The sequence below is a fragment of the Parageobacillus caldoxylosilyticus NBRC 107762 genome (genome assembly GCF_000632715.1).
Taxonomy (GTDB): Bacteria; Bacillota; Bacilli; order Bacillales; family Anoxybacillaceae; genus Saccharococcus; species Saccharococcus caldoxylosilyticus.
The window spans coordinates 16,392-41,355 of record NZ_BAWO01000048.1; the positions used below are offsets into that span (position 1 = coordinate 16,392).

Annotated in this window: 23 protein-coding genes, 1 tRNA gene and 2 pseudogenes; 4 read left to right on the top strand and 22 right to left on the bottom strand. The window is 45.2% G+C overall.

What is annotated here, in order from left to right; genetic code table 11:
• Positions 1-68: 68 nt before the first annotated feature.
• From rnr to GCA01S_RS12930, 14 genes and pseudogenes are all read right to left on the bottom strand, one after another.
• On the bottom strand, positions 69-2,345 hold the full coding sequence (gene rnr / locus GCA01S_RS12865) for a ribonuclease R (RefSeq protein ID WP_017435726.1): 2,277 nt from the start codon (positions 2,343-2,345) through the stop codon (positions 69-71).
• A 21-nt stretch (positions 2,346-2,366) separates the two neighbouring features.
• On the bottom strand, positions 2,367-3,107 hold the full coding sequence (locus GCA01S_RS12870; protein ID WP_042410546.1) for an alpha/beta hydrolase: 741 nt from the start codon (positions 3,105-3,107) through the stop codon (positions 2,367-2,369).
• Positions 3,108-3,186: 79 nt separating this feature from the next.
• The gene (secG, locus tag GCA01S_RS12875; protein WP_017435724.1) at positions 3,187-3,420 is read right to left on the bottom strand and encodes a preprotein translocase subunit SecG; all 234 of its coding nucleotides are present in this window, start codon (positions 3,418-3,420) and stop codon (positions 3,187-3,189) included.
• A gap of 178 nt (positions 3,421-3,598) precedes the next feature.
• The gene (locus tag GCA01S_RS12880; RefSeq protein ID WP_042410548.1) at positions 3,599-5,101 is read right to left on the bottom strand and encodes a carboxylesterase/lipase family protein; all 1,503 of its coding nucleotides are present in this window, start codon (positions 5,099-5,101) and stop codon (positions 3,599-3,601) included.
• Between the two features lie 167 nt (positions 5,102-5,268).
• Complete coding sequence (locus GCA01S_RS12885) at positions 5,269-5,679, bottom strand: YjdF family protein (RefSeq protein ID WP_042410549.1); 411 nt, start codon at positions 5,677-5,679, stop codon at positions 5,269-5,271.
• 219 nt (positions 5,680-5,898) lie between these two features.
• The gene (eno, locus tag GCA01S_RS12890) at positions 5,899-7,191 is read right to left on the bottom strand and encodes a phosphopyruvate hydratase (RefSeq protein ID WP_042410551.1); all 1,293 of its coding nucleotides are present in this window, start codon (positions 7,189-7,191) and stop codon (positions 5,899-5,901) included.
• Between the two features lie 17 nt (positions 7,192-7,208).
• On the bottom strand, positions 7,209-8,744 hold the full coding sequence (gene gpmI / locus GCA01S_RS12895; protein WP_042410553.1) for a 2,3-bisphosphoglycerate-independent phosphoglycerate mutase: 1,536 nt from the start codon (positions 8,742-8,744) through the stop codon (positions 7,209-7,211).
• Positions 8,737-9,498, bottom strand: coding sequence for a triose-phosphate isomerase (tpiA, locus tag GCA01S_RS12900; RefSeq protein ID WP_042410586.1), 762 nt, complete (start codon positions 9,496-9,498; stop codon positions 8,737-8,739). Before tpiA ends, gpmI begins: the two co-directional genes overlap by 8 nt.
• A 37-nt stretch (positions 9,499-9,535) precedes the next feature.
• Positions 9,536-10,720 carry a phosphoglycerate kinase gene (locus GCA01S_RS12905; RefSeq protein ID WP_042410555.1) on the bottom strand — a complete coding sequence of 395 codons (1,185 nt, stop codon included), beginning with the start codon at positions 10,718-10,720 and terminating at the stop codon, positions 9,536-9,538.
• A gap of 123 nt (positions 10,721-10,843) precedes the next feature.
• Positions 10,844-11,851, bottom strand: coding sequence for a type I glyceraldehyde-3-phosphate dehydrogenase (gene gap, locus GCA01S_RS12910; RefSeq protein WP_017435717.1), 1,008 nt, complete (start codon positions 11,849-11,851; stop codon positions 10,844-10,846).
• A gap of 43 nt (positions 11,852-11,894) precedes the next feature.
• Positions 11,895-12,914 carry a sugar-binding transcriptional regulator gene (locus tag GCA01S_RS12915; protein WP_017435716.1) on the bottom strand — a complete coding sequence of 340 codons (1,020 nt, stop codon included), beginning with the start codon at positions 12,912-12,914 and terminating at the stop codon, positions 11,895-11,897.
• Positions 12,915-13,042: 128 nt separating this feature from the next.
• On the bottom strand, positions 13,043-13,288 hold the full coding sequence (locus GCA01S_RS12920; protein ID WP_017435715.1) for a glutaredoxin family protein: 246 nt from the start codon (positions 13,286-13,288) through the stop codon (positions 13,043-13,045).
• 14 nt (positions 13,289-13,302) lie between these two features.
• The gene (gene rpoN / locus GCA01S_RS12925) at positions 13,303-14,610 is read right to left on the bottom strand and encodes an RNA polymerase factor sigma-54 (protein WP_017435714.1); all 1,308 of its coding nucleotides are present in this window, start codon (positions 14,608-14,610) and stop codon (positions 13,303-13,305) included.
• Between the two features lie 260 nt (positions 14,611-14,870).
• A pseudogene (locus GCA01S_RS12930) lies at positions 14,871-15,467 on the bottom strand (DNA-3-methyladenine glycosylase family protein); the annotation flags it as partial.
• Between the two features lie 102 nt (positions 15,468-15,569).
• On the opposite strand from GCA01S_RS12930, the gene GCA01S_RS12935 reads away from it, so the two are divergent.
• The 3 genes and pseudogenes from GCA01S_RS12935 to GCA01S_RS21040 all read left to right on the top strand — a co-directional run.
• On the top strand, positions 15,570-16,184 hold the full coding sequence (locus GCA01S_RS12935) for a bifunctional transcriptional activator/DNA repair enzyme AdaA (protein WP_042410558.1): 615 nt from the start codon (positions 15,570-15,572) through the stop codon (positions 16,182-16,184).
• Between the two features lie 82 nt (positions 16,185-16,266).
• Entirely contained in the window at positions 16,267-16,755 is a 489-nt protein-coding gene (locus GCA01S_RS12940) for a methylated-DNA--[protein]-cysteine S-methyltransferase (RefSeq protein ID WP_255212291.1), read from the top strand.
• Between the two features lie 64 nt (positions 16,756-16,819).
• A pseudogene (locus tag GCA01S_RS21040) lies at positions 16,820-17,041 on the top strand (radical SAM protein); the annotation flags it as partial.
• Between the two features lie 481 nt (positions 17,042-17,522).
• Here the strand turns inward: GCA01S_RS21040 and GCA01S_RS12950 are convergent.
• A tRNA-Arg gene (locus GCA01S_RS12950) sits at positions 17,523-17,594 on the bottom strand.
• A 224-nt stretch (positions 17,595-17,818) separates the two neighbouring features.
• Between GCA01S_RS12950 and clpP the strand changes: the two genes are divergently transcribed.
• The gene (gene clpP / locus GCA01S_RS12955) at positions 17,819-18,409 is read left to right on the top strand and encodes an ATP-dependent Clp endopeptidase proteolytic subunit ClpP (protein WP_017435708.1); all 591 of its coding nucleotides are present in this window, start codon (positions 17,819-17,821) and stop codon (positions 18,407-18,409) included.
• Between the two features lie 42 nt (positions 18,410-18,451).
• On the opposite strand, the gene GCA01S_RS12960 is transcribed toward clpP, so the two are convergent.
• From GCA01S_RS12960 to GCA01S_RS12990, 7 genes are all read right to left on the bottom strand, one after another.
• Positions 18,452-18,709: an HPr family phosphocarrier protein gene (locus tag GCA01S_RS12960; protein WP_017435707.1), complete on the bottom strand. Its 258-nt coding sequence runs from the start codon at positions 18,707-18,709 to the stop codon at positions 18,452-18,454.
• 19 nt (positions 18,710-18,728) lie between these two features.
• Complete coding sequence (whiA, locus tag GCA01S_RS12965) at positions 18,729-19,691, bottom strand: DNA-binding protein WhiA (protein ID WP_042410563.1); 963 nt, start codon at positions 19,689-19,691, stop codon at positions 18,729-18,731.
• Positions 19,692-19,724: 33 nt separating this feature from the next.
• Entirely contained in the window at positions 19,725-20,696 is a 972-nt protein-coding gene (locus GCA01S_RS12970; RefSeq protein WP_042410566.1) for a gluconeogenesis factor YvcK family protein, read from the bottom strand.
• A complete protein-coding gene (gene rapZ / locus GCA01S_RS12975) occupies positions 20,693-21,589 on the bottom strand; it encodes an RNase adapter RapZ (RefSeq protein ID WP_042410568.1) in 897 nt (298 codons plus the stop codon). The genes GCA01S_RS12970 and rapZ overlap by 4 nt, the downstream gene beginning before the upstream one ends.
• A 20-nt stretch (positions 21,590-21,609) precedes the next feature.
• Entirely contained in the window at positions 21,610-22,068 is a 459-nt protein-coding gene (locus GCA01S_RS12980) for an NUDIX hydrolase (protein WP_017435703.1), read from the bottom strand.
• A gap of 367 nt (positions 22,069-22,435) precedes the next feature.
• Positions 22,436-23,383: a thioredoxin-disulfide reductase gene (gene trxB / locus GCA01S_RS12985; RefSeq protein ID WP_017435702.1), complete on the bottom strand. Its 948-nt coding sequence runs from the start codon at positions 23,381-23,383 to the stop codon at positions 22,436-22,438.
• A gap of 77 nt (positions 23,384-23,460) precedes the next feature.
• Complete coding sequence (locus GCA01S_RS12990) at positions 23,461-24,939, bottom strand: tetratricopeptide repeat protein (protein WP_042410570.1); 1,479 nt, start codon at positions 24,937-24,939, stop codon at positions 23,461-23,463.
• Positions 24,940-24,964 lie beyond the last annotated feature (25 nt).

Below are 24,964 nucleotides of genomic sequence, written 5' to 3' on the forward strand. Positions count from 1 at the left end.
ATAGCGACAACTATAATTTTAGCAAAAAACGATAAGAAGGAAAAGTCTCCTCCTATCGAGACTTTTCCTTATCTTTTCTTTTTCTTCTTTTTTGCTTTTAGCTGCGGAACGTCTTCATAAAACTTCTTCGTTTTTCCATTTTGTTTATTTGTTTTTTTCTGCTTTTTCCCTTCGATCACGACAGGAGCACTTTTTGCCTTTGGAGAGCGGCGGCCTTTCATACCGACAATTTCAAAATCAACGATCCGCTCGTCTTTATTCACGTTAATGACGCGGACGGTAATCTCGTCGCCGATACGGTATACTTTTCCCGTTCGTTCGCCGACCATGGCGTAATGCCGCTCATCATAACGGTAATAGTCATCCGTTAAGTAGCTGACATGAACGAGCCCTTCGATGGTGTTCGGCAGCTCGACAAATAGACCGAAATTCGTAACGGAGCTAATAATTCCGTCAAACTCCATGCCAATCTTATCTTCCATAAACTCCGTTTTCTTCAAATCGTCTGTTTCCCGCTCGGCTTCCACCGCACGCCGTTCCATATTGGAGGCATGTTCGGCGATATCCGGAAGTTTTTCCGCCCATTTTTGTTGCGTCTTTTCATCCATTTGCCCGTTGATCAAGTACGTGCGGATGAGACGATGCACGATCAAGTCCGGATAACGGCGGATTGGAGAGGTAAAGTGCGTATAAAAATCGGTTGATAATCCATAGTGGCCGAGACTTTCCGCATCATAGCGAGCCTGCTTCATCGAACGAAGCATGACCGTCGAGATGACCATTTCTTCCGGCTCGCCGCGCACCGCCTCTAAAATTTCTTGGAGCGCGCGCGGATGAATTTGGTTTCCTGTTCCTTTCACGACATAGCCGAAATTCGTAATAAACTCCAGAAAGCGCTGCAGCTTTTCCGGTTTTGGATCTTCGTGCACGCGATAAATAAACGGAACGTTCAGCCAGTGGAAATGTTCAGCGACCGTTTCGTTCGCCACAAGCATAAATTCTTCAATAAGCCGTTCCGCCACCGAACGTTCGCGCAGCACGACATCATACGGCTTCCCGTTTTCATCGACAAGCACTTTTGCTTCTTTAAAATCGAAATCAATCGCACCGCGTTTCATCCGTTTATTGCGCAAAATTTCCGCCAGTTCCGCCATCAATTCAAACATAGGCACAAGCGGTTCGTATTTTTTTCGTAATTCTTCGTCTTTATCGACGAGAATTTTGTTCACATCCGAATACGTCATCCGTTCCGTTGTGCGAATGACGCTTGGGAAAATTTCGTAGCTGACGACTTCTCCGCGTTCGTTAATTTCCATTTCACACGAAAGTGTCAAGCGGTCCACTTTCGGATTTAAGGAGCAAATGCCGTTCGATAAACGGTGCGGAATCATCGGAATGACGCGGTCGACCAAATAGACGCTTGTCCCGCGTTCATATGCCTCACGATCTATCGGCGATCCTTCTTCCACATAGTAGCTGACATCGGCGATGTGGACGCCAAGCTTGTAATTTCCATTCTCGAGCCTGGTGACCGTTACAGCGTCATCTAAATCTTTCGCGTCTTCGCCGTCAATCGTGACAATCATCTGGTCGCGCAAATCGCGGCGGCCTTGCAGGTCCTTTTCCGTAATCGTATCGGAAATACGGTTGGCGTGTTCGATAACTTCTTCTGGAAATTGCAAAGGAAGGCCGTATTTATGAATGATCGATAAAATATCGACACCAGGGTCATTTTTATGGCCAAGAATTTTAATGACTTCTCCTTCGGCGCTCATTCGCCCTTGCGGGTACGAGGTGAGCCGCACGACTACTTTGTGGCCTTCCACGGCGCCGTTTGCCGCATGTTTCGGGATGAAAATATCGTTGACAATTTTCTTATCATCGGGTATGACAAAACCGAAATACTTGCTTTCCGTATAAGTTCCGACCACTTCGGTGACGCCGCGCTCTAAAATGCGCACGATCGTTCCTTCTCTGCGCGCACCTGAGGAGTCGGCATGCACGCGCACTAATACGGTATCCCCATGCATCGCATTTTTCATTTCCGACGGCGGGATGAAGATGTCATCCAGCGTCGGATCTTCCGGCACGACGAAAGCGAACCCTTTCGCGTGTCCGGACACTTTTCCGCGCACTAAGTTCATTTTTTCCGGTACACCGTAACGATTGCTTCTCGTGCGTACGACTAGTCCTTGTTCTTCCATCGCCACCAGCGTTTTGACAAACTCTTTAAATTGTGCGGCATCGGTAATGGCAAAAGCATTTTCCAGCTCCTGGACGGTTAACGGTTTGTATGCCTCGTCCCTCATAAACGTTAAAATTCGTTCCGCTAATGATGAATCCATCATTCTCCCTCCTTTCAACGGTTACCAATCTAACGATTCCAAAAACTCATAAATATCCTCATGCAGCTGTTCTTTTTCTTTATCTAGCGTAATGACATGGCCCGACTCTTCATACCATTTGATTTTTTTCACTGGTGATTCAATGCCGTTATAAATAATATTTGCACTATCGGGATTAATCATGTCATCATGCCGCGCCTGCACGACAAATGTCGGCGCATAAATTAAATCAATATGATCGCGGACGTCGGCAATCAGCTCCTGTAGTGCTTTCAATGTACGCATCGGCGTCTTTTTAAACTCTTCCATTTCTTTTTCAATTTGCTCCGCTGTTTTTCCTTCCCGCTTTTTATATTCGCGCGCATACTCCAACACGCCTTGATACATCCTTTCCTCGCTTTTAATATACATCGGCGCGCACATTGAAATAATTCCTACTACAGGTACAGTGTAACCTAATTTCAGGGAAAATACGCCGCCAAGCGATAATCCTGCGACCGCAATTTTTTCGTACCCTTTATTTTTTAAAAATTCATAGGCATTCATCACATCTTGCCACCAATCGTCCGGCCCAGTATGTACAAGCTCTTCCGGCGGCACGCCGTGTCCTTTATAAATCGGTGCATGGCATGTATATCCTTTCGATTCAAGAAAACGGCCTAACATTCTGACATCCGCTGAATTTCCGGTAAAACCGTGCAGCAATAACACGGCACGCTCCCCTGCTTCAAAGAAAAATGGCTTTGGTGGAACAATCTTCATGATGCATAACTCCTTTCATTTTATAACAAATAGAAAAGGCAGCCCGAATCAATTGATGGACCGCCCCATTGTTTTTCCATTAAAGTTGCACATACGTTACAGCAATCGTCAAGGCAAAAAACAATACTGCCAATACTACGGTAATGCGCTGAAACACCGCATCCAGCCCGCGCGCTTTTTGCTTCCCGAACAGTTGTTCAGCGCCGCCAGTAATCGCGCCGGAAAGCCCCGCGCTTCTTCCTGATTGCAACAAAACGATCACGATAAGCGCAATCGAAACAATGACTAACAAAGTGACAAGCAACGTATGCATGCCTACTCCTCCTTTAAAACACGCCCTACAATGCTTCCAGTTTATCACAAACGCGGGACTTGCACAATAGGGATAAGGAGCACGCATTATTTATTATAGCAAAATTGTTCTTAAACCAAAAAAATATAGCCTTCCTTTATCTCTCATATAGGATAGGACGGTTTTTTGGTCATGAAAATCAATTTTGCTTTCCTTTCTCCCAAACATCTCTTTCTTTGCCGAACGGATCGGCTTCGACGCGGCTTGACGTGCCAAAAATCATTGCTGCTCTCTTGTTAAAGTCATAAACCGGCCATTCTTCCGGTAGCTGATCATGATTAGGATTTCCATTGCGCGCAAACGAAATCCATGCATCATGCATCTGTTTACTGATCTGTTCTCGTTCCGGCAAATCTCCTGTAAAATGCGTGATTCCTGGCTGATGAAGGTTGCCGAACACAAATGGCAATTCAAGCGCATGGCATGCTTTCAATTTGCCGCCCATGATTGGCGTTTCATAATCAAAGCGATACATCCAGACGTTTGCCCCTTGTTCCACTTGATAATCAGCAGTGCGTAACATGCCATTGGTAAATACGCGGTAAGTCATGATGCGCAGCAGTTTTTGCCATATTGGCTCCGCTTCATCTCCTTGATGCAGATAATAATCGACAACCTCGCGTGGAACGGGACCGACTTCTTTGTTGATGCGCTTGAGAAGCTCTTGTTCGCTAAGCGCAGTCCATGAAGGGTCTGTCAGTGTAAACAAGTTATATTCGTCTTTCGTGACGCCAATGATCATCGAAATATCGCGTGCCGCTCCTTCTTTCAGCGCTTCAATCGGATGATTTGGCAATGTTTTTCCGTCTATCACCGGTCCGTAAGACACTTGCGGGCCAAGCGACAGCGCGGCTTGAAGCAGCTCTTCTGCCGGAATCGTTAGCAATCGGTCACGATCCCCGGGGCGAATGCCGGCTTGATGAAGCACTTTCTCTGCCTTTTCACTCGCCTTGGCAGCAGAATTCAACAAAAGCGCTCCTGAACCGCTTTGTAAAATCGCTTGTTGAAATAAGCCTTTTGCCTCAGGCATGGCTAACAACGTTCCAACGCTTGCAGCTCCTGCCGATTCGCCAAAAATCGTAACTTGTTTTGGATCGCCTCCAAACGCCTCAATATTTTCTTGCACCCATCGCAATGCCGCTATTTGGTCAAGAATGCCGCAATTTCCGGAAGCAGTGTAGTCTTCCCCAAATAAATCCGCCAAATGCAGAAAGCCAAATACGTTCAACCGGTAATTGATCGTTACGACAACAACATCACCGTTAGCGGCAAAAGCCGTTCCGTCATACCAAGGAGTCGACCCTGAACCAAACAAAAACGCTCCTCCATGAATCCACACCATTACGGGACGTTTCTTGCCGTCCGCCCCCGGAGACCAAATGTTAAGGAACAAACAATCTTCGCTTTTAGGTTCCGTGGTGCGTCCCAATACCCCCCCAAACAGCAAACCATCTGGCTGCATCGCAACTGCACCAAACGTTGTGGCGTCGCGCACTCCCGTCCAAGGCTCAGGCGGCTGCGGCGGCTGGAAGCGAAGTTCTCCTACCGGCGCTTTTGCGTACGGAACTCCTTTCCAATAGTAAACGCTTTCATTTTTGCCCCCTTGCAATTTTCCATAGCGCGTTTCGACTATGGTGTTCATCAACGATCCACCTCTTTTCCCAATTATTAGAATGTTCTTAAAAAATATAAACGAAGCAAGACATGGCCGTCAAATTTTCTGCTTTCTTCATATAAAAAAGCACCTAGCGATCACTCGGTTAGGTGCTTGGTTTGCCATCTTGGCAAACAGATGTCTGTTTGATTTGATTATTTTCCGCGGTGTTTCGCTTTTGCTTTAAGGCGCTTAAGCTCTCTTTTTCGCTCCATAAGAGCTTGGCGTTGTTCCTTTCGCAATACCTTTCTCTCTTTTTTACGATGTTCCAATTCTAGCTTAAGGGCGGTTTGTGCGTAGGTGGAAAACGACCGCTCTTTTATTTCTTTTGCCGCTTCTCGCTGTATCCGTTTCGGGTTTTTACGCCGTTGCAGTTGTGCAGGGATAACAGCGGCTGTATGGCATTGGTTCAATAACGCGAGCATCGGTCCATTGACAAACGCCAACACTTCTTCCGATTTCGGTTCAGAACCAAACACGTAGCGGACCGCTTTTAAGGTCTCATTTTCCTTCTGTTCCACCACCCCAACCCAAAATTGGCCATCGTAAAAAACCGTCAGCTTCATGAAAGGTCCCTCCTTTAGAAATTGCCAACAGCGATGGACATCCCAAGGAGGGGAAGATTACTGACACTCGTTTCCGAGTGCGCCCGGACTACCAACCGGGACTGTGTTTTTACGCTGTCTACGTTTATTATACGTACTGCATCCACTCATATGGAAGCCGTTCTTTGCTATTTTCTATCGAAAAAAGACCTAACCGCTCACCGGTTAGGTCTTACTTCATTATTTTTTTAAGTTATAGAACGATTTGATCCCGTTGTAGATCGCTGTATCGCCAAGCTGATCTTCGATGCGGAGCAATTGATTGTATTTCGCGACGCGGTCGGTGCGGGAAGGCGCCCCTGTTTTAATTTGGCCGGCGTTTGTCGCTACGGCGATGTCAGCGATCGTGCTGTCTTCCGTTTCACCGGAGCGGTGGGAAACAACCGCTGTATATCCAGCGCGTTTCGCCATTTCAATCGCATCGAATGTTTCGGTTAATGTACCGATTTGGTTGACTTTAATGAGAATCGAGTTGCCGACGCCTTTTTCAATTCCTTCCGCCAGTTTTTTCGTATTTGTTACAAACAAGTCGTCACCGACAAGCTGCACTTTTTTGCCAAGACGTTCGGTTAATAGTTTATGGCCTTCCCAGTCGTTTTCATCTAAGCCGTCTTCGATGGAAATGATTGGGTATTTCGAAACAAGTTCTTCATACCAGGCAACCATTTCTTCGGACGTTCTTACAACGCCTTCGCCTTCCAGATGGTATTTGCCATCTTCTTTATTGTAAAGCTCAGAAGAAGCAACGTCCATCGCCAGCATAACTTCTTCGCCTGGTTTGTAACCGGCTTTTTCAATCGCTTCGATAATCGTTTGCAGCGCTTCTTCGTTCGATTTTAAGTTTGGCGCGAAACCGCCTTCGTCACCAACCGCAGTATTGTAGCCTTTTGCTTTTAATACGGCTTTTAAGCTATGGAAAATTTCTGCGCCCATGCGAAGCGCTTCACGGAAGCTTTTCGCGCCGACAGGCATAATCATAAATTCTTGAATGTCCACGTTGTTATCGGCATGCGCGCCGCCGTTTAAAATGTTCATCATTGGCACTGGCAATGTTTTGGCGTTAAATCCGCCAAGGTATTGATATAATGGCATGTCTAATTCATCTGCTGCTGCGCGCGCGACTGCCAGTGATACCCCTAAAATCGCGTTGGCGCCTAATTTGCTTTTGTTTTCCGTGCCGTCTAATTCAATGAGCGTTTTGTCAACGCCGACTTGGTCTGTCACTTCAAAGCCGATAATCGCTGGAGCGATAATTTCATTGACGTTTTCCACCGCTTTTAATACGCCTTTGCCAAGATAACGGCTTTTATTGCCGTCTCGCAATTCCACTGCTTCGTATTCTCCTGTTGATGCACCGCTTGGCACTAATGCACGGCCAAAGCCGCCGTCTTCCGTATATACTTCGACTTCTACCGTTGGGTTGCCGCGTGAGTCCAATACTTCACGTGCATATACATCTACAATTGCAGACATGTTCACACTCTCCTTTATTATTTCATAATTAATGTTTTTCCTGTCATTTCTTTTGGCTGTGGCAAGCCAAGCAAATCAAGCATGGTTGGGGCTAAATCTCCTAAAATGCCGTCTTTGCGAAGTTCGATTCCTTTTTTCGTGACGATGACCGGAACCGGATTTGTCGTATGCGCAGTTTGCGGTTTGCCGTCCGGCGTCAATACTTCATCCGCGTTTCCGTGGTCTGCCGTAATAATGGCGATGCCGCCTTTTGCAATAATCGCATCCACGACTTTGCCAAGACACTCATCAACCGCTTCGATCGCTTTAATCGTCGGTTCTAATTTTCCTGAGTGGCCGACCATGTCCGGGTTCGCATAGTTTAAAATGATCGCGTCATATTTATCCGCTTCAATTTCTTTTAGGAGCGCATCCGTTACTTCGTAAGCGCTCATTTCCGGTTTTAAGTCATATGTGGCAACTTTTGGCGAGTTGATTAAAATGCGGTCTTCGCCTGGAAACTTCTCTTCTCGTCCGCCGTTCATAAAAAACGTCACATGCGGATATTTTTCCGTTTCCGCGATGCGAAGCTGGCGCAATCCGTGTTGCGATAGGACTTCACCAAGCGTATTATCTAAATTCGTCGGTTTAAACGCGACATAGCCTTTTACCGTTTCGCTAAAGTGGGTTAAGCATACAAAGAACAAGTTTTTCGGATGTTTCGGACCGCGGTCGAACTCGCGGAAGTCTTCGTTTGTAAACGTGTTGGAAATTTGGATCGCCCGGTCTGGACGGAAGTTGTAGAAAATGATCGCATCTTCGTCCTTAATCGTTGCCACCGGCGAGCCGTCTTCGCGCACGATGACCGATGGAAGCACGAATTCATCGTAAATGCCATGTTTATAAGAGTCTTCGATACATTCAAGCGGATCGCGATAGGTTGGTCCTTCACCATAAACCATCGCGCGATATGCTTTTTCGACGCGCTCCCACCGTTTGTCGCGGTCCATCGAGTAATAACGGCCGGATAATGTCGCGATTTCCCCGACGCCATACTCTTTTATTTTTGCTTGCAATTCTTTGATATATTTCGGTGCCGTTTGCGGTCCGACATCGCGGCCATCTAAAAAGCCGTGGATGTAGACGTTTTTTACGCCTTCTTTAGCGGCTAATTTTAATAGCGCATATAGATGGTTAATATGGCTATGAACACCGCCGTCAGAGAGAAGACCAAAAATGTGCAAATTCGTTCCTTTTTCTTTGACATGATTCATCGCCGCTAAAAACGTTTCGTTGCGGTCAAACTCTCCCTCGCGAATCGCGATGTTGACGCGCGTTAAGCTTTGGTAGACAATGCGGCCGGCACCGATATTTAAGTGGCCGACTTCCGAGTTTCCCATTTGTCCTTCTGGAAGACCGACCGCCTCGCCGCATGCAGTTAATGTAGCGTGCGGATATTCATTCCAATAACGGTCAAAGTTCGGTTTTTTTGCTTGTGCGATCGCATTGCCATACGTTTCTTCGCGAAGTGCAAATCCGTCTAAAATAATTAACGCTACTGGTTTTTTACTCATGTTGTCCAGCCTCCACTAGTTGTAAAAATGATTTCGGATCGAGGCTTGCGCCGCCGACAAGGGCGCCATCAATATGTTCCTGCGCTAAAAATTCGCGAATGTTTTCCGGTTTGACGCTGCCGCCGTACTGAATGCGTACTGCTTCGGCCACTTCCGGCGAAAAGATTTTGGCAATGACCGAACGGATATGACCGCACACTTCATTGGCATCTTCCGCCGTCGATGATTTGCCAGTGCCAATCGCCCAAATTGGTTCATAGGCGATCACCACTTGTTTTGCTTGTTCCGCGGTTAAACCAGCAAGCGCTTTTTCTACTTGCGCGCCAACAATGTCATTCGTTTTGCCGCTTTCCCGTTGTTCTAACGTTTCACCGCAGCAAACGATCGGAATTAATCCATGCTTAAAGGCAGCATGTACTTTTTTATTGACTGTTTCATCCGTCTCCGCAAACATTTCACGGCGCTCGGAATGACCGATAATCACGTAAGTCACACCGATATCTTTCAGCGCAACTGGACTAATTTCGCCAGTAAACGCTCCTTTGTCTTCAAAATGCATATTTTGCGCGCCGATTTTTAAATCAGATCCTTGTACGTTTTGAACAAGCCGGTCCAAAAACAAAAATGGCGCACAAATGACAGAGTCTATTTGTTCTGCCGGTGGAACAAGCTGTTTTACTTCTTCCACGAAGCTTACTGCCTCCGGCAATGTTTTATGCATTTTCCAGTTTCCAGCGATAATGCGTTTTCTCATCATCTGTCCCTTCCTTTCTAAGAAAGGAGTGAGCGTGTTATTTATCGTTTAACGCCACCACTCCAGGAAGTTGTTTTCCTTCCATAAATTCAAGCGATGCGCCGCCGCCGGTAGAAATGTGGTCCATTTTTTCCGCTAAGCCGAATTTTTCTACCGCCGCTGCCGAATCGCCGCCGCCGATGACCGAATATGTATCGACAGCATCCGCTAACGCTTGGGCCACTGCTTTCGTTCCTTCGGCAAAGGCATCCATTTCAAACACGCCCATTGGGCCGTTCCATACAACCAGCTTCGATTTCATAATGACATCGCGATATAGTTCGCGTGTTTTTGGACCGATATCCAGCGCTTCCCAATCGCTTGGAATCGCATCAATCGCAACGACTTTCGTATTGGCGTCGTTTGCAAACCGATCGGCTACAACGACATCAACCGGCATATAGAAGTTAACTCCTTTTTCTTTGGCTTTTTCCATAAATGATTTGGCCAATTCAATTTTATCTTCTTCCAGCAGCGATTTGCCAACTTCATGGCCTAGCGCTTTCACGAACGTATACGCTAACCCGCCGCCGATAATCAAATTGTCCACTTTGTTAAGCAAGTTTTCGATGACACCGATTTTATCTTTTACTTTCGCACCGCCAATAATCGCCGTAAATGGACGGTCTGGATTGGACAGCGCCTTTCCTAACACTTCAATTTCTTTTTCCATTAAAAACCCCGCAACGGCTGGCAAATAATGGGCAATTCCTTCGGTAGACGCATGGGCGCGGTGGGCAGCACCAAACGCATCGTTCACATAAATGTCCGCTAATTCAGCAAAAGCTTTCGCCAGCTCTGGATCGTTTTTCTCTTCTCCTGGATAAAAGCGGACGTTTTCCAGAAGCAATACATCGCCTTCCTTCATGCTGGCGATCGCTGCTTTTACCGCATCCCCGTATGCTTCATCTGTTTTTACTACCTGTTTGCCGAGCAACTCGCTTAGCCGTTTAGCCACCGCATTTAAGCGCAGCTCTTCGACAACTTTTCCTTTTGGACGGCCAAGGTGGCTCACCAAAATCACTTTTGCACCTTGTTCAATTAAATAACGAATCGTCGGAAGTGCGGCGCGAATACGTGTATCATCCGTAATCACACCATTTTCCATCGGCACGTTAAAGTCAACGCGGCAAAACACTCGTTTTCCTTTTACATCGACGTCCCGAACCGTCTTTTTGTTCATGGCCCTATGCCCCCTTTTTGATGATATCATTCCCACAAACGAAGAGGAGTGGGGATCATTCCCCCGCTCCCCCTCCACCATCCTATTATAGACTTGACCGAGCGTGAAAAACAACGATTATCCTTATAGACCTTTTGACGCAATATATTCAGCAAGATCCACAACGCGATGAGAGTAGCCTGTTTCGTTATCGTACCAAGATACTACTTTCACCATTTTTCCTTCAATAACCATTGTGGAAAGCGCATCGATCGTCGAAGATGCGGTAGAACCGTTATAATCGCGCGATACGAGCGGCTCTTCACTGTAAGCCAGGATGCCTTTCAATTCGCCTTCCGCAGCTTCTTTCAATGCCGCGTTGACTTCTTCCACCGTTACTTCTTTTTCAAGCTCCGCAACAAGGTCGACAACTGACACGTTTGGTGTCGGTACACGCATTGCCATACCGTTTAGTTTACCTTTTAGTTCAGGCAGTACAAGCGCAACTGCTTTTGCCGCACCAGTAGTTGTCGGAATAATCGATTCCGCAGCAGCACGGGCGCGACGCAAATCTTTATGAGGCAAATCCAAAATTTGTTGGTCGTTCGTATACGAGTGAACCGTCGTCATCATGCCGCGGACAATGCCAAATTTTTCATGAAGCACTTTAGCAAACGGCGCCAAGCAGTTTGTTGTACAAGAAGCGTTAGAAATAATGTGATGGTTTGCCGGATCGTATTTGTCTTGGTTTACGCCCATAACAATCGTAATGTCTTCATTTTTTGCCGGTGCAGAGATAATGACTTTTTTCGCTCCAGCTTCTAAATGTTTTGCCGCATCCTCACGTTTTGTGAAACGGCCTGTCGATTCGACAACAATATCAACCCCTAATTCGTTCCATGCTAGTTGAGCTGGATCGCGTTCCGCTTTGACAACAATCTCTTTTCCGTTTACAACGATGTTATTGCCATTCACCGATACTTCTGCGTCTAGCTTTCCATGAACCGAGTCATATTTCAACAGATGAGCCAATGTGTTTGCATCCGTTAGGTCATTGACGGCGACAACTTCAATGTTTGGATTTTTTAATGCAGCGCGAAATACGTTGCGGCCGATACGGCCAAAACCGTTAATACCAATTTTTACTGCCATGAATAGCTCCTCCTTAAAAAATAGTTTATATGATAAAGGGATATTACTCCCCTAACAACGCTTTTGCCGCACCTTCATCAGTGATTAAAATCGAATGCGGGGCCCTTTTCATATACGCTTGAATCGCTTTCGCCTTCGACGCCCCTCCAGCGACTGCAATGACGTGTTCGACATGCGGGAGGTCTTCAAGCTGGATGCCGACCGTTTTCACTTTATGAACAACTTCCCCTTTTTCGTTAAAGTAATAGCCAAACGCTTCTGCAACCGCATGACGTGCTTTTATTTTCTCCATATCCTCTTTTCTCGTTTTCCGGCGCTCCGCCATAGTAATAGCATCTCCTATTCCATGCACAACCATGCGGCACGACTTAATGAGTTCTAGCATTTCTTTCACAGCCGGCTCTTCAATTAACGATTCATACGCTTCGCGGCTGAGATGGTCCGGAACGTGAAGAAGGCGGTAATTCCCTAGCGCTTTTTCCGCCATTTTCGCGCAAATGGTATTGGCCTGGTTTTCCACATTTTCCCCTAAGCCGCCTCGTGCGGGAACAAATAAAAGATCGTTTAACTTCGCATCCGGTGTCATCATCTCGGCCACCGCAGCCATTGTGGTGCCTCCTGTTACCGCCACAATGTCGCCATTTTTCAGCCGCTTTTTCATGCAGGTGACGCAAGCTCTTCCCATTTCTTTTTTTACCCAAGGAGAAAGGTCGCTATCCCCAGCCACAACGATGGCTTTTTCAATATGCAGCTTTTGTTTTATCGCTGCTTCTAAATCTTTTAGCCCCAGCACTTCCCTCATGACATCCTCGAGCGTATGCAGCAATTCCTTGCCTTCAGGCGTTAAGCTCGTGCCGATTGAACCTACTGCCAACAAGTTTTGCTCTTTTAAAAACTGCACCTCGGAACGAAGCACACGCTCGCTCATTCCCAAACTGTTCGCCAGTACCCGGCGCCCAACCGGCTGCATGAGGGAAATATAGTGCAATATTTGATAACGTTTTTGCATCACTTCCAGAAGATCGGGTAATAATTTCTTTTGCGCTTCGATTAACGATTGCATCGAACCCTTCTCCTTAGCTATGGATATTATATGGACATTAATTGTCCCAGTGTGACTTATTATGTCCCACCATGGCAAAAAAAATTCCTCCCGCGTCAATTCTATTGTAACAGGAGGAATACGATTATTCAACTTCTTTTCGCCTCCAGTAAGCGCTTTCTTATGACATCTTTTTGAACCATCCCAAAATCTATTTCTTCCCCATCGATCTCGACTACAGGAATCATTAATTGATATTTTTCGAGCAGCTTGTCGTCATGATAAATGTCGATTTCATTGATTTGAAAGGAGAATTCGTTTTGCAGCTCTTGCAAGACTTGTTTCGCTTTATCGCATAACGGACAGTTCGTTTTGGAATATAAATTGATCTTCATTGTTTGTCCCTTCCTTATCCATACTGCTTTCGCTTTGCCGATGATGGAATATGTAGCTGCTCACGGTATTTGGCGACCGTTCTCCGCGAAACGGCGATGCCATATTGCTCCTGTAACAAATCAGCAAGCTTTTGGTCAGAGAGAGGCTGTTTTTTGTCTTCCGCCTCTATGAATTGCTTAATCATCATTTTTACTTTTACCGAAGAAGCAGCATCCTCCTCTGTGTAAGCGGAAGAAACAGAACTGGAGAAAAAGCGGCGCAGTTCCACGGTGCCAAACGGTGTCTGCACATATTTATTTTTCACCGCACGGCTGACAGTAGATTCATGAATGCCTAGTTCCTCAGCCACTTCACGCATCGTAAGGGGCTTTAACGCAGCAAATCCCGCTTCCAAACATGGCAGCTGTTTATCGACAATAACGGCCATAATATTTAACAACGTTCGTTTGCGCTGCTCTAAGCTTTTGGCAAGCCATAAAAACTGCCGATATTTATCTTTGACGAAGCCGTGGACTTGACTGTCGCGATAATGGGTCATTTGCTGTTCATACGTCCGATTCCAGACCAGTTCCGGATGCACATCGTCGTTAAAGAAAATGCACCATTGGCCTTCCGGGCCGCGTTCGACAATCAGATCGGGGATGATAAAATGCGGCATCTCCTTTGTATAATGAATGCCAGGACGCGGTTCGAGCGTGCGGATTAAATCCCAAACACGCTGCAACGAAGCGATATCGACCCCAAGCTGCTTCGCCAGCGTTTTCCATGATTTTTCAGCAAATAAAGAAAAATGATGCTTGATGATTTGTTCGGCGAATTCATCCCGCTCTGGCAAACGCTGCAGCTGCAAATATAAACATTCTTCCAAGCTGCGTGCGCCCACGCCAGCCGGCTCTAATGACTGCACGATTTCAAGCGCCTTTTCCGCTTTCTCCCTTGAAATAGCTAATTGATCAGCAATTTCCTCCAGCTCGATCCGCAAATAGCCGTCTTCATCAAGGGAAGCGATGAGGTAACGCACGACGCGTTCTTCCTGTTTTGCAAGCGAAAGCGCCGGCAGCTGCGCCATTAAATGCGCCGAAAGCGTTTCTGAACGTGTGCTCATATTTTCCAACCATTGCTGTTTGTCTTTCTCCGATAAGCGGCGCCCGCTTTGCTTCCAGCGATGATCGCGAATTTCCAAAAAAGGATTGTCGAGCGACTGTTCGTATAAAAAAGACTGCAGCTCTGCAGCAGAGTACTGCAATAATTCAATTGCCTGCGTCAGTTCTTTTGTCAGCGCCAGCTTCAGCCGCTGCTCTTGCAATAATTCCGCCCTCATCATCCATCCCCCTTTTCTTCTATTGTACACTACTGCCCCCACGGAATGGTATAGAAATAATTTAACAACGCAGTGATGGACATTTCCAATGCCTGCTTTAGCCGAACACAGTCTATAGCAATATATATATTCAATAAATGTAAAAAACCTGCCGCAAATTACGACAGGTGACTTTTTCGGCAAGCTGTAAAGATCTTTTCTTTTTTAGAAATTATTTAATGTGAAATGATTATGAATAGCTCAATATTCCGTTTATAGAATTAATAAAGGAATCTCCATAAATAAAAAGTTGCATAGGCTTCCCAGTTTGTCCATCTTGAAAATAGCTTTAAAATTTCTTCTTTAGAAGGTTTATTCTCCGAGCCCATCAAATGTTTAATGGTGTTGTGCAGTCCGACATCATCAATGGGAAAAGCAGAAGGAATTCTCAGGCAGCGCATCAAAACATAGTTTGCCGTCCAAGGCCCAATTCCCCGGATATTTACTAACATCTTTTCCGCTTTTTTATAGTTCCCCGCGCCCATCAAAAGCTCTTTCGTCAATTTTCCTTCCGATATAAGTTTCGCCACCCCAATTAGATATTCGCTTTTCTTGGCTGTCATTTGTAATGCCGTTAAATCACTGACCTTCAATGCCGCGATTTCATGGGGGGATGGAAATATCCAATATTGTTCTCTATCCCACTCTACGTGTCGACCGAAGGTTTCCACAAAACGCCTTTTTAATGTATACGCAAAGGTAAGATTAATTTGCTGTCCAATGATCCCCCAGCACAGAGCCTCAAATAAATCGGGAATTCCGATAAGACGAAGTCCATAAAATTCACTGACTGCTTTTTGCAGCAAAATATCGCTTTTACAGTTTGATTTTGAAATCTTGCTTTTATATTGTAAAACCGTACATATGATCTGGTTTCAAGGTATACTATAGGTAATCTACCATCGATGGAGGTAAACGAAATGAAAATGAAAACACAACGAAAACAAGGGGATATTCAACGTGTACCTCATCACGCGAATGAAACAGGTGCCATTGTGGAAAATTTGACAGATGAAATATGGCAAGCCATTGTTTCAAACGATTCATCCTATGACGATAAATTTTTCTATGCTGTAAAGAGTACGGGTATCTTTTGCCGGCCTTCTTGCAAATCCCGTGCTCCAAAAAAAGAAAACATTCGCATTTTTCGCAGTGCCCAGCAAGCCCTATCGGAAAACTTTCGCCCATGCAAACGATGCAAACCAACTGGAGAGCGTTTGCCAGATGAAGATTGGGTGGACCAAATCACACAATGCATTGAAACGAATTACAGCGAACCTTTAAATTTAAAAATATTGGCGGATATGTGCCATGGAAGCCCTTACCATTTGCACCGTACATTTAAACGGATCAAGGGGATTACCCCAGCCGAATATATCCGGAAGGTAAGAATTTCCAAATCAATTCAATATCTTGCCACTTCGGATAAAACCATTGCAGAAATTTCTTTGACAGTTGTCATTCCTAATACAGCATACTTTATCACTTTGTTTAAAAAAGAAACGAGTTATACGCCGGCAGATATCGCCAATTAATTAGCGATGGAGGCGTTAAATAATGGTGTCAAAAAATAATCTAACGGTTTATTGGACTTTGTTTGTGTATGAATAATGGAAAATGTATATAGCTGCGACATCAAATGGGCTTTGTTACGTGGGTTCTCCGAATAAGCCATTTGAGGAGCTGTCCAATTGGGTAAAGAAACACTTACCGAATAGCGTTTTAGTACAAGATGATGAAAAATTGCAGCCTTATACAGCCGAATTAACAGAGTATTTCTGGGGGCAGCGCAAGACCTTTGTACAGCCTCTTGATTTATACGGTACACCATTTCAATTATCCGTGTGGAACGCATTGCGCAAAATTCCGTACGGGCACACGCGGTCTTACTCGGAAATTGCGAATCATATTCAGAAACCGTTTTCGGTACGTGCAGTTGGAGCCGCTATTGGCGCCAATCCAGTTTTAATTATCGTACCTTGCCATCGTGTGATCGGTAAAAATGGAACACTGACAGGATATCGGGGCGGTTTGGAAATGAAGAAACAACTGTTACAGTTAGAAAATGAAAGTTCGCTTATAGGAGAGAGATACCTGCATGCCTAATAATATCACGAAGCACATTGCCTCATTGGATTAATGTTACTGTAGAGCCTTTGGAGGATTTCACATGAAAGTCGAATTTTTTTACAAATACCCGAAGACACTGCTAAATAAAGGAACAGGGGTTCTTTCTGGATATAGCTATTCTTTAAATCCGTATGCTGGTTGTGCATTTGGTTGTTCATACTGCTATGTGCGTCAAATGCCTGTTCCGATGTTCCGTAAGGAGGAATGGGGGAGCTGGGTAGACATAAAAAAGAAATCGGCAGATTTACTGCGCAAAGAACTTTAGGTATTTTTTCTATGTACGAAAAATTGGGTTTGGAAGAATGGTATGATCCTTCAGCATATCGTATCGTGTATGACAGACTAAAAAAGTATTCCCCGATGAACAAGTCTATTTGAGCCAAAAAGGGTTTTTACCTTAATTGAGTGTTTTACACAAAGAGAAAATAGTATTCCTTGTAAAAAAATATAAGCTTCCCAAGACTAACCCTTTTTCTGTTTACTTTTCCGTAAAGTGATGGGAATAGAAAATAGAGGGAAGTACCATGAAACTAGAAAAAGTTGGAGTAATAATAAGCAATCCAAAAGTTTGTTGAACTATCTCGAAAATTAGTATTTCATCATTTGCTGGTGCCGTAAGCACGATATGGAGGTCTATCCTGAAAAAACAACTCTATAAGCTTGAAGGTTGTTTCAAACCGTTGAAAAGCGATTTGGTCAACAGACTAAAACCTGCCGCAATTGCGGCAGGTTTTGCATTGATACGCCCTCGGCAGGATTCGAACCCACGCTAAGAGAACCGGAATCTCTCGTGCTATCCACTACACTACGAGGGCATCATGTTCAGTTGCATGTTCAATTATAGTAGAAACTTCTCCAAATTGCAAGAGGGAAAATGTGTTTAAAAAATGGAAAAGAGGTTATGATGAAAAGAGGGATGTTTGACATCGTTCACGAATAATTATAAATGTAAGGTCGAAGGTGTTTCGTTTGACCTTCATTGACCATTAAGGTATGATAAAAATACATATGATTAGTCAATGGCAAAGGAGGAAACTTCATGTATTTAATCCCTACCGTTATCGAACAAACCAACCGCGGAGAACGTGCGTATGACATTTATTCCCGCTTATTAAAGGACCGCATCATTTTTCTCGGCACTCCGATTGATGATCAAGTAGCGAACTCGATCGTCTCTCAGCTGTTATTTTTAGCCGCGGAAGATCCGGAAAAAGACATTTCGCTTTATATTAACAGCCCAGGCGGTTCGATTACGGCCGGCTTAGCGATTTACGATACGATGCAATTTATTAAGCCGGACGTTTCGACGATCTGCATCGGCATGGCGGCATCTATGGGAGCATTTTTGCTCGCTGGCGGCGCCAAAGGAAAACGATTCGCTTTGCCAAACAGCGAAATCATGATCCATCAACCGCTTGGCGGCGCTCAAGGTCAAGCAACGGAAATCGAAATTGCCGCTAAACGCATCCTTTTCTTGCGTGATAAGTTAAATCGCATTCTCTCTGAAAATACGGGTCAGCCGATTGAAGTGATTGAACGCGATACCGACCGTGACAACTTTATGACGGCGCAAAAAGCGCAAGAATACGGAATCATTGACCGCGTATTAACGCGCTCGGATGAAAAGTAAAATAAAAAGGCTGCTTCGCTATCGTGTGAAGCAGCCGCTTTTTTATTTCTCTTTTTGCACATAGCTGGCCAGCTTTTCAATCGCAGCCTTTTCGTCGGGTCCGTCCGCGATCAACGTAATGACAGAACCGCTGCTAATCGCTAGACTCATTAGTCCCATAATGCTTTTGGCGTTTACTCGCTTTCCGTCCTTTTCCACAAAAATATCAGAAGAAAAGCGATTCGCTTCTTGCACAAACAACGCAGCAGGGCGCGCCTGCAACCCCGTTTTTAATTTGACTTCTACTTGTTTCTCGATCATTCTCCATCTCCCCTTTTATTTATAATGATTTATGAAAATCAACAGGCTTTCCAGCCCGCAGCCGTTCGGCAATTTCATCGATTTTGCGCAAGCGGTGGTTAATCCCCGATTTGCTGATCCTACCCCCGGATACTAATTCGCCTAATTCTTTTAGCGTCACATCTTGATGCTTCATTCGCAATTCAGCAATTTCCCTCAGTTTATCCGGGAGGGAGCTTAATCCGATCGTTTCGTCAATGTAGCGAATGTTTTCGACTTGACGGAGCGCAGCGCCAATCGTTTTATTGAGATTGGCCGTTTCGCAGTTGACAAGCCGGTTGACCGAATTTCTCATATCACGCACAATGCGAATATCTTCAAAGCGCAGCAGCGCTTGATGGGCGCCGATAATATTTAAAAACTCGGCAATTTTTTCTGCCTCTTTTAAATAAGTAATAAACCCTTTTTTTCGTTCCAACGTTTTCGCATTCAGAAAAAAATGACTGTTCATTAATTCACATAATGAATTGTTATGTTCTTCATAAAGGGAAAAAATCTCTAAATGGTACGAGGACGTTTCTGGGTTGTTGACCGATCCGCCGGCAAGAAACGCGCCTCGCAAATAAGAACGCTTACAGCACTTTTTTTTCACTAATTCCGGCGAAATCGCGTGAATTAGTGAAAAATCCTCCTTCAATATTTTCAAATCTTTTAAAAGCTCATGCGCGCCATCAATAACGCGGACAATGTACACATTATTTTTTTTCAAACGCATTTTTTTGCGGACGAATAGTTCTACCGTGACGCTATACCCTTTCTTTAGCAAAGTGTAAATTCTCCGCGCAATGGCAGCGTTTTCCGTTTGTACATCGACAATCATTTTCCGGTTGGAAAACGACAAGGAGCCGTTCATGCGGAGAAGGGCGGACAATTCTGCCTTTAAGCAGCACGGCTTGACTTCTAAATTGGTCAGCTCTTTTTTTGTCTCTGACGCAAACGACATGTATCGTCACCTCCATTAGTTCAACGCGCGCCATTAGGAAGAAGGAGGTGCTGTAATCAGCGAAAGAAGCAATGACGCCACTTTTTTCGTATCATGACGGATGACTTGATCCTCATAGCTGACGATATGATCGCGGATCACGCGAATCCCTAATTCCGTAAGCCGGTCGCTGTCATCTTGCACCGGTTCCGCCAGCTCTTGTGCATAGCGTTGTTGAATGTCTTCCGGAATTTGGCCGTTATTGACAACGACCACATCAAGAAAGAAACATCCCATATGGTCATGCAGGGCTTTGACATGATCGCTGACCGTATAATGCAGCGTTTCTCCCGCCTGGGTCATAATGTTGCATATATACACTTTTTTTGCCTTCGCCTGGCAAACTTCCTGGCCAATTTTCGGCACGAGCAAGTTCGGCAAAATGCTCGTATATAAACTCCCCGGGCCAACAACGATTAAATCGGCCTGACGAATCGCTTCAATCGTTTCCGGAAGCGGTTCAATATCTTCCGGGGTCAAAAACACTCTTTTAATTTTTTTTCCGGAATAAGGGATTTTTGACTCCCCAGAAACAATGGCGCCGTCTTCCATTTCCGCATGAAGGACAACGCTTTTATTCGCTGCCGGCAACACTTGCCCGTGTACGTTCAACACCTTGCTCATCTCACGGATCGCCTTGACGAAATCTCCCGTAATCGACGTCAGCGCTGCCAAGATTAAATTTCCCAATGAATGACCTGACAATCCATTGCCGTTTTGAAAACGATGCTGGAACAATTCAACGATAAGCGGTTCGACATCTGACAGCGCCGCCAACACGTTGCGCACATCCCCTGGCGGCGGAATTCGCAATTCATCGCGCAATCTCCCTGAACTGCCCCCATCATCGGCGACAGTGACAATCGCCGTAATATCAATATCATGATGCTTTAACCCGCGCAATAATACAGGGAGCCCTGTGCCGCCGCCAATGATGACCATTTTTGGCTGCATTTTCTCTTTCATTTATGCTTTTCCTTTCTCCTCTCCATGTCACGGTGGGACACAATCGTTTTATAATCAGCGGAAAAATGACGAGCGATATATTCGGCGATCGCCACCGAACGGTGCTGTCCTCCCGTGCAGCCGATGGCGATGACAAGCTGGCTTTTACCCTCCCGTTTGTAATGCGGAAGCATAAAGGTCAATAAATCGATCAATTTTTCAAGAAATTTTTGCGTTTCTCCCCACTTTAGCACATACGAAGCCACTTCTTCATCCAATCCCGTTTTCGGCCGCATATGATCAATATAGTGCGGATTCGGTAAAAAGCGCACGTCAAACACTAGATCGGCGTCAATCGGAATGCCGTATTTAAAACCAAACGACATGACATTGACCGTAAATGTTTGTTGCGCGTGGGAAGAAAATTGCTGTAAAATTTTTTCGCGCAGCTCCCGCGGCTTTAAATCAGATGTATCATAAATAATTTGCGCACGCCCCTTCAGTTCCTCGAGCAATTCCCGCTCCAAGCGAATCCCTTCCAGCGGCAGGCCGTTTGGCGCGAGCGGATGCGTCCGTCTCGTTTCTTTATAGCGCGCCACCAGCGTCGAGTCTTTGGCGTCTAAAAATAAAATTTGCGGCGTCACCCATGATTGCTCGGCCAGCTCGTCTAGCGCCGTAAACAGGCTGTCGAAAAAGTCGCGGCTCCGCAAATCCATCACTAATGCTACTTTATTCATTTTATTCCCTGACTCTTTCATTAGCTCCAAAAATTTTGGAAGCAGCGTCGGCGGCAAATTATCGACACAAAAAAAACCTAAATCTTCAAAGCTTTGAATCGCAACCGTTTTCCCCGCTCCGGACATTCCGGTAATAATCACCATTTGAATTTGGTTATTTGCCGAACCTTGTTTCATCCTTTCCCCCCTCCTTTCTGTCAACTGGGATCTAACCGGTAGGAAAGCAGCTCGAAGTCTTCCGTATATATAAACGTCCCGTACATCACGCCCGATCCCTTTAAAGCATATTCTAAAATATGATAATCCCCCGGTGCCATCGGCAGTTCATGGATGGCTTCCACCGGGTGCCACTCTAGCTTGCCTTCTTCGCAATACGGAACGTTTTCCCCATCGAATTGTTCAGCAAAAAACGTAAACATCATCCATTCGGAGACGATTTGTTCCCCAGCTTTCATCACAATCGTAAAAACCCCTTTAAGCTTTGGGTTTTTTAAGTAAATCCCCGTTTCTTCACGATATTCGCGAATACACGCTTCACGGACTGATTCTCCTTGTTCCATCTTTCCGCCCGGGGCTACCCACCATCCCCGCTTTGGCTTTTGCAATAACAGTACTTTTCCGTCTTTTAGCAAAACGCAGTTCGTTACGCGCTGCAACACGCTCACCTCAACATTGCTTCATGCAAAAGTTGTTGCAATTCCATCTATATTTATTATACTATTTCTCCCAATTCGCTACAATGAAGAAAAGCAGCGGGAGGGCACGCAGCCGAACGGTCCTTTTTGGGCTGCAGAAACTGCCTCTTTCCCATCCAAAGTTCTTTTGCCCCAAAAATTCATATATTTCCCAAACAAAGAGTCGATCGTCCCATCTTCACGTATTTACAAAAAAAAAGAGCACGGGAAAGGGTACCCGTGCTAATGAAAAAAGATCTATATAAAAGGGGGTCAATTACTTACTTTTAGCATACAAAAAAAATGTTTCATATGTGTTACAGGCGGATTAAACATCCGTTACATTTGATTACTTTATGTTTAATCTTTCTTTTAGCTCTTCCACATAATGTTGTGCGCTTTGTGCGGCAATGCTTCCGTCGCCGGTTGCCGTTACGATTTGCCGCAGCGATTTTTCACGGACATCGCCGGCGGCAAAAATGCCTGGTACTTTTGTTTCCATCCGTTCGTTGGTCTCAATATACCCGTTTTCGTTCGTAATACCAAGGTTTGCAAACGGCTTCGATAACGGAAGCATGCCGATGTAAATAAATACGCCGTCGCACGGAAACTCGCGCTCTTCTCCCGTCTGCGTATGAACGAGCGTCACACTGCCGACTTTCCCGTCTTTCTCATTAATACGCTTCACCGTATGATTCCAGATAAAGTCGATTTTTTCGTTCGCAAACGCGCGGTCTTGCAATATTTTTTGCGCACGCAGCTGATCGCGGCGGTGAACGATCGTCACTTTATTGGCAAAGCGGGTTAAATATACTCCTTCTTCAACCGCAGAATCGCCGCCGCCGACGACAACAAGGTCTTTTCCTTTAAAGAACGCCCCATCACAGACAGCACAATAAGAAACACCGCGGCCGCCAAGTTCCGCTTCACCAGGTACGCCAAGCTTCTTATATTCCGCTCCGGTCGCAATGATGACCGCACGCGCTTTATATTGCTTATCGCCAACGACGACCGTTTTATATTCTTCGCCATCGATAATTTCTTTCACATCGCCATACGCATATTCGGCGCCAAATTTTTTGGCGTGTTCAAACATTTTTGTCGCCAGTTCCGGACCTAAAATATTTTCAAAGCCTGGATAGTTCTCGACATCTTCTGTATTGACCATTTGCCCGCCCGGAACACCGCGTTCAATCATCAGCGTTGACAAATTAGCGCGAGATGTATAGACAGCGGCAGTCATTCCTGCTGGTCCGGCCCCCACGATAATGACGTCGTAAATTTTTTCTTCTGACACGTTGTTTCCACTCCTTCATCGATTAATCTTTCCACCATTATCGTATAGAAGTTCTAAATTAGCGTCTATTGATTTGCTCAAGACAATAAGCTTCTCACTCTTTTTACATATTTTTGCACAGTTGACAGCGAAACATGATATTTTGCAGCTACCGATTTTTGCGTGACGCTCATTCCTTGCTGCTTGCGCCATACATATTCCATGGCTGCCGCCCAAGCCGGATGGTTCGTAAACGGCTCACTGTCTCTAATGGCGTTAATGGCTACAGAAAACCATGAAATATATAATGTTTCCTCCATTTCCTCATTGTTCGCCATGAGCGTCTTTGCAATCCGGTCGATATTGGCGACATAAGAAGGCAACATTTCTTCCATACGAAATAGAAAATAATCAATAAATGGGCGAAGGAGCGGATGGGCAGGCAAATAGCGGCGAAGCACTAACGAAACCGCAATATCGCTTTTATACGGCGATTGACTAAACAAATACAGCCCATATAATATTTCAGCCGTGTTTTTGCGATAAAACCAGCGGATAATGCGTTGAAGTTCTTCATCAAGCGGCGGAGCGGAGAAAACCCACGGTTCCTCCCCTTGTTTATCCGGATTTAAAGTGACGACTTTTTCCCAAATGTGTTTTGCGAACGGCTCATGCCCAGTATAATAAGCGGCATGCGCAAGCCAATAATAAAAAGCTTCATCGCCGTCGTAACCGATTTTATATAAATGGTATAGCCAGCGAAACGCAAGATCAAAACGACCGACAAGGGCAAATGTCGCCCCAAGCTTATAGCGGTGTTCGATAAAAAATGGATATACGCGCGACAACGTTTCACAAAGCTCATTGACCTGGCGTCCATCACGCAAATAATAGTGGAAAGCCAGCTGATTGCAAAGTGCATGCAGATTGCCTGGATTGCGCTCCAGTACTTGTGTGACGATCTCCTGGGCTTTTTGTACATCTCCATTGTAAAAATAGGCGAGCGCTAAGTTGTTATAAGCGGACCAAAATTCAGGGTAGCTGTCGACCATCGTTTCTAATAAAACGATCGCTTCGTCAAATTTTTCTTTTTCCAATAAATAGCGAGCCCGTTCCTGCATGGCAATTAAATTTTCGTGTTCATCCGCCTCTTCTTCGTGGTCCATTTTTAACAATTCCAATAAATCGGCTAGATCTTCAGCAAAATCGCCGTTTGGTTCATGCTTTAAATATAGCTCTGCATATTTTATGGCTTCGCGGAATAAACCGAGATAGGCAAAGTTATTCGCTAAAAAATAAAAACATTCATACATCGTTTCGTCCAATTCATGGATAATTTTAAACAGCCATTGATTGGAGAACTGATACTCCCCAAGCTCCGCCAGCACCAAGGCAAGCTGCAGGGCAAAGGAAGCATCTTTTTCATCGTATTGGACGGCGCGTTCGAAATATTTTTTCGCTTTATATAAATCGCCGAGCTGATACGCCTTCATTCCTTTTTTAAAAAAGTATTCTCCGCTTTGGATAAATGGCACAATCGTTGCTTTTTGCCGCGTTGGCTTTAGTTGTTTTTTCATTGAACCCTCCATCTTTTGTTGAATT

Bases quoted from the DNA above. Each gene is read 5' to 3' on its own strand.
- rnr (WP_017435726.1), bottom strand. From the start codon at position 2,345: ATGGATTCATCATTAGCGGAACGAATTTTAACGTTTATGAGGGACGAG.
- GCA01S_RS12870 (WP_042410546.1), bottom strand. From the start codon at position 3,107: ATGAAGATTGTTCCACCAAAGCCATTTTTCTTTGAAGCAGGGGAGCGT.
- secG (WP_017435724.1), bottom strand. From the start codon at position 3,420: ATGCATACGTTGCTTGTCACTTTGTTAGTCATTGTTTCGATTGCGCTT.
- GCA01S_RS12880 (WP_042410548.1), bottom strand. From the start codon at position 5,101: ATGAACACCATAGTCGAAACGCGCTATGGAAAATTGCAAGGGGGCAAA.
- GCA01S_RS12885 (WP_042410549.1), bottom strand. From the start codon at position 5,679: ATGAAGCTGACGGTTTTTTACGATGGCCAATTTTGGGTTGGGGTGGTG.
- eno (WP_042410551.1), bottom strand. From the start codon at position 7,191: ATGTCTGCAATTGTAGATGTATATGCACGTGAAGTATTGGACTCACGC.
- gpmI (WP_042410553.1), bottom strand. From the start codon at position 8,744: ATGAGTAAAAAACCAGTAGCGTTAATTATTTTAGACGGATTTGCACTT.
- tpiA (WP_042410586.1), bottom strand. From the start codon at position 9,498: ATGAGAAAACGCATTATCGCTGGAAACTGGAAAATGCATAAAACATTG.
- GCA01S_RS12905 (WP_042410555.1), bottom strand. From the start codon at position 10,720: ATGAACAAAAAGACGGTTCGGGACGTCGATGTAAAAGGAAAACGAGTG.
- gap (WP_017435717.1), bottom strand. From the start codon at position 11,851: ATGGCAGTAAAAATTGGTATTAACGGTTTTGGCCGTATCGGCCGCAAC.
- GCA01S_RS12915 (WP_017435716.1), bottom strand. From the start codon at position 12,914: ATGCAATCGTTAATCGAAGCGCAAAAGAAATTATTACCCGATCTTCTG.
- GCA01S_RS12920 (WP_017435715.1), bottom strand. From the start codon at position 13,288: ATGAAGATCAATTTATATTCCAAAACGAACTGTCCGTTATGCGATAAA.
- rpoN (WP_017435714.1), bottom strand. From the start codon at position 14,610: ATGAGGGCGGAATTATTGCAAGAGCAGCGGCTGAAGCTGGCGCTGACA.
- GCA01S_RS12935 (WP_042410558.1), top strand. From the start codon at position 15,570: ATGAAAATGAAAACACAACGAAAACAAGGGGATATTCAACGTGTACCT.
- GCA01S_RS12940 (WP_255212291.1), top strand. From the start codon at position 16,267: ATGTATATAGCTGCGACATCAAATGGGCTTTGTTACGTGGGTTCTCCG.
- clpP (WP_017435708.1), top strand. From the start codon at position 17,819: ATGTATTTAATCCCTACCGTTATCGAACAAACCAACCGCGGAGAACGT.
- GCA01S_RS12960 (WP_017435707.1), bottom strand. From the start codon at position 18,709: ATGATCGAGAAACAAGTAGAAGTCAAATTAAAAACGGGGTTGCAGGCG.
- whiA (WP_042410563.1), bottom strand. From the start codon at position 19,691: ATGTCGTTTGCGTCAGAGACAAAAAAAGAGCTGACCAATTTAGAAGTC.
- GCA01S_RS12970 (WP_042410566.1), bottom strand. From the start codon at position 20,696: ATGAAAGAGAAAATGCAGCCAAAAATGGTCATCATTGGCGGCGGCACA.
- rapZ (WP_042410568.1), bottom strand. From the start codon at position 21,589: ATGAAACAAGGTTCGGCAAATAACCAAATTCAAATGGTGATTATTACC.
- GCA01S_RS12990 (WP_042410570.1), bottom strand. From the start codon at position 24,939: ATGAAAAAACAACTAAAGCCAACGCGGCAAAAAGCAACGATTGTGCCA.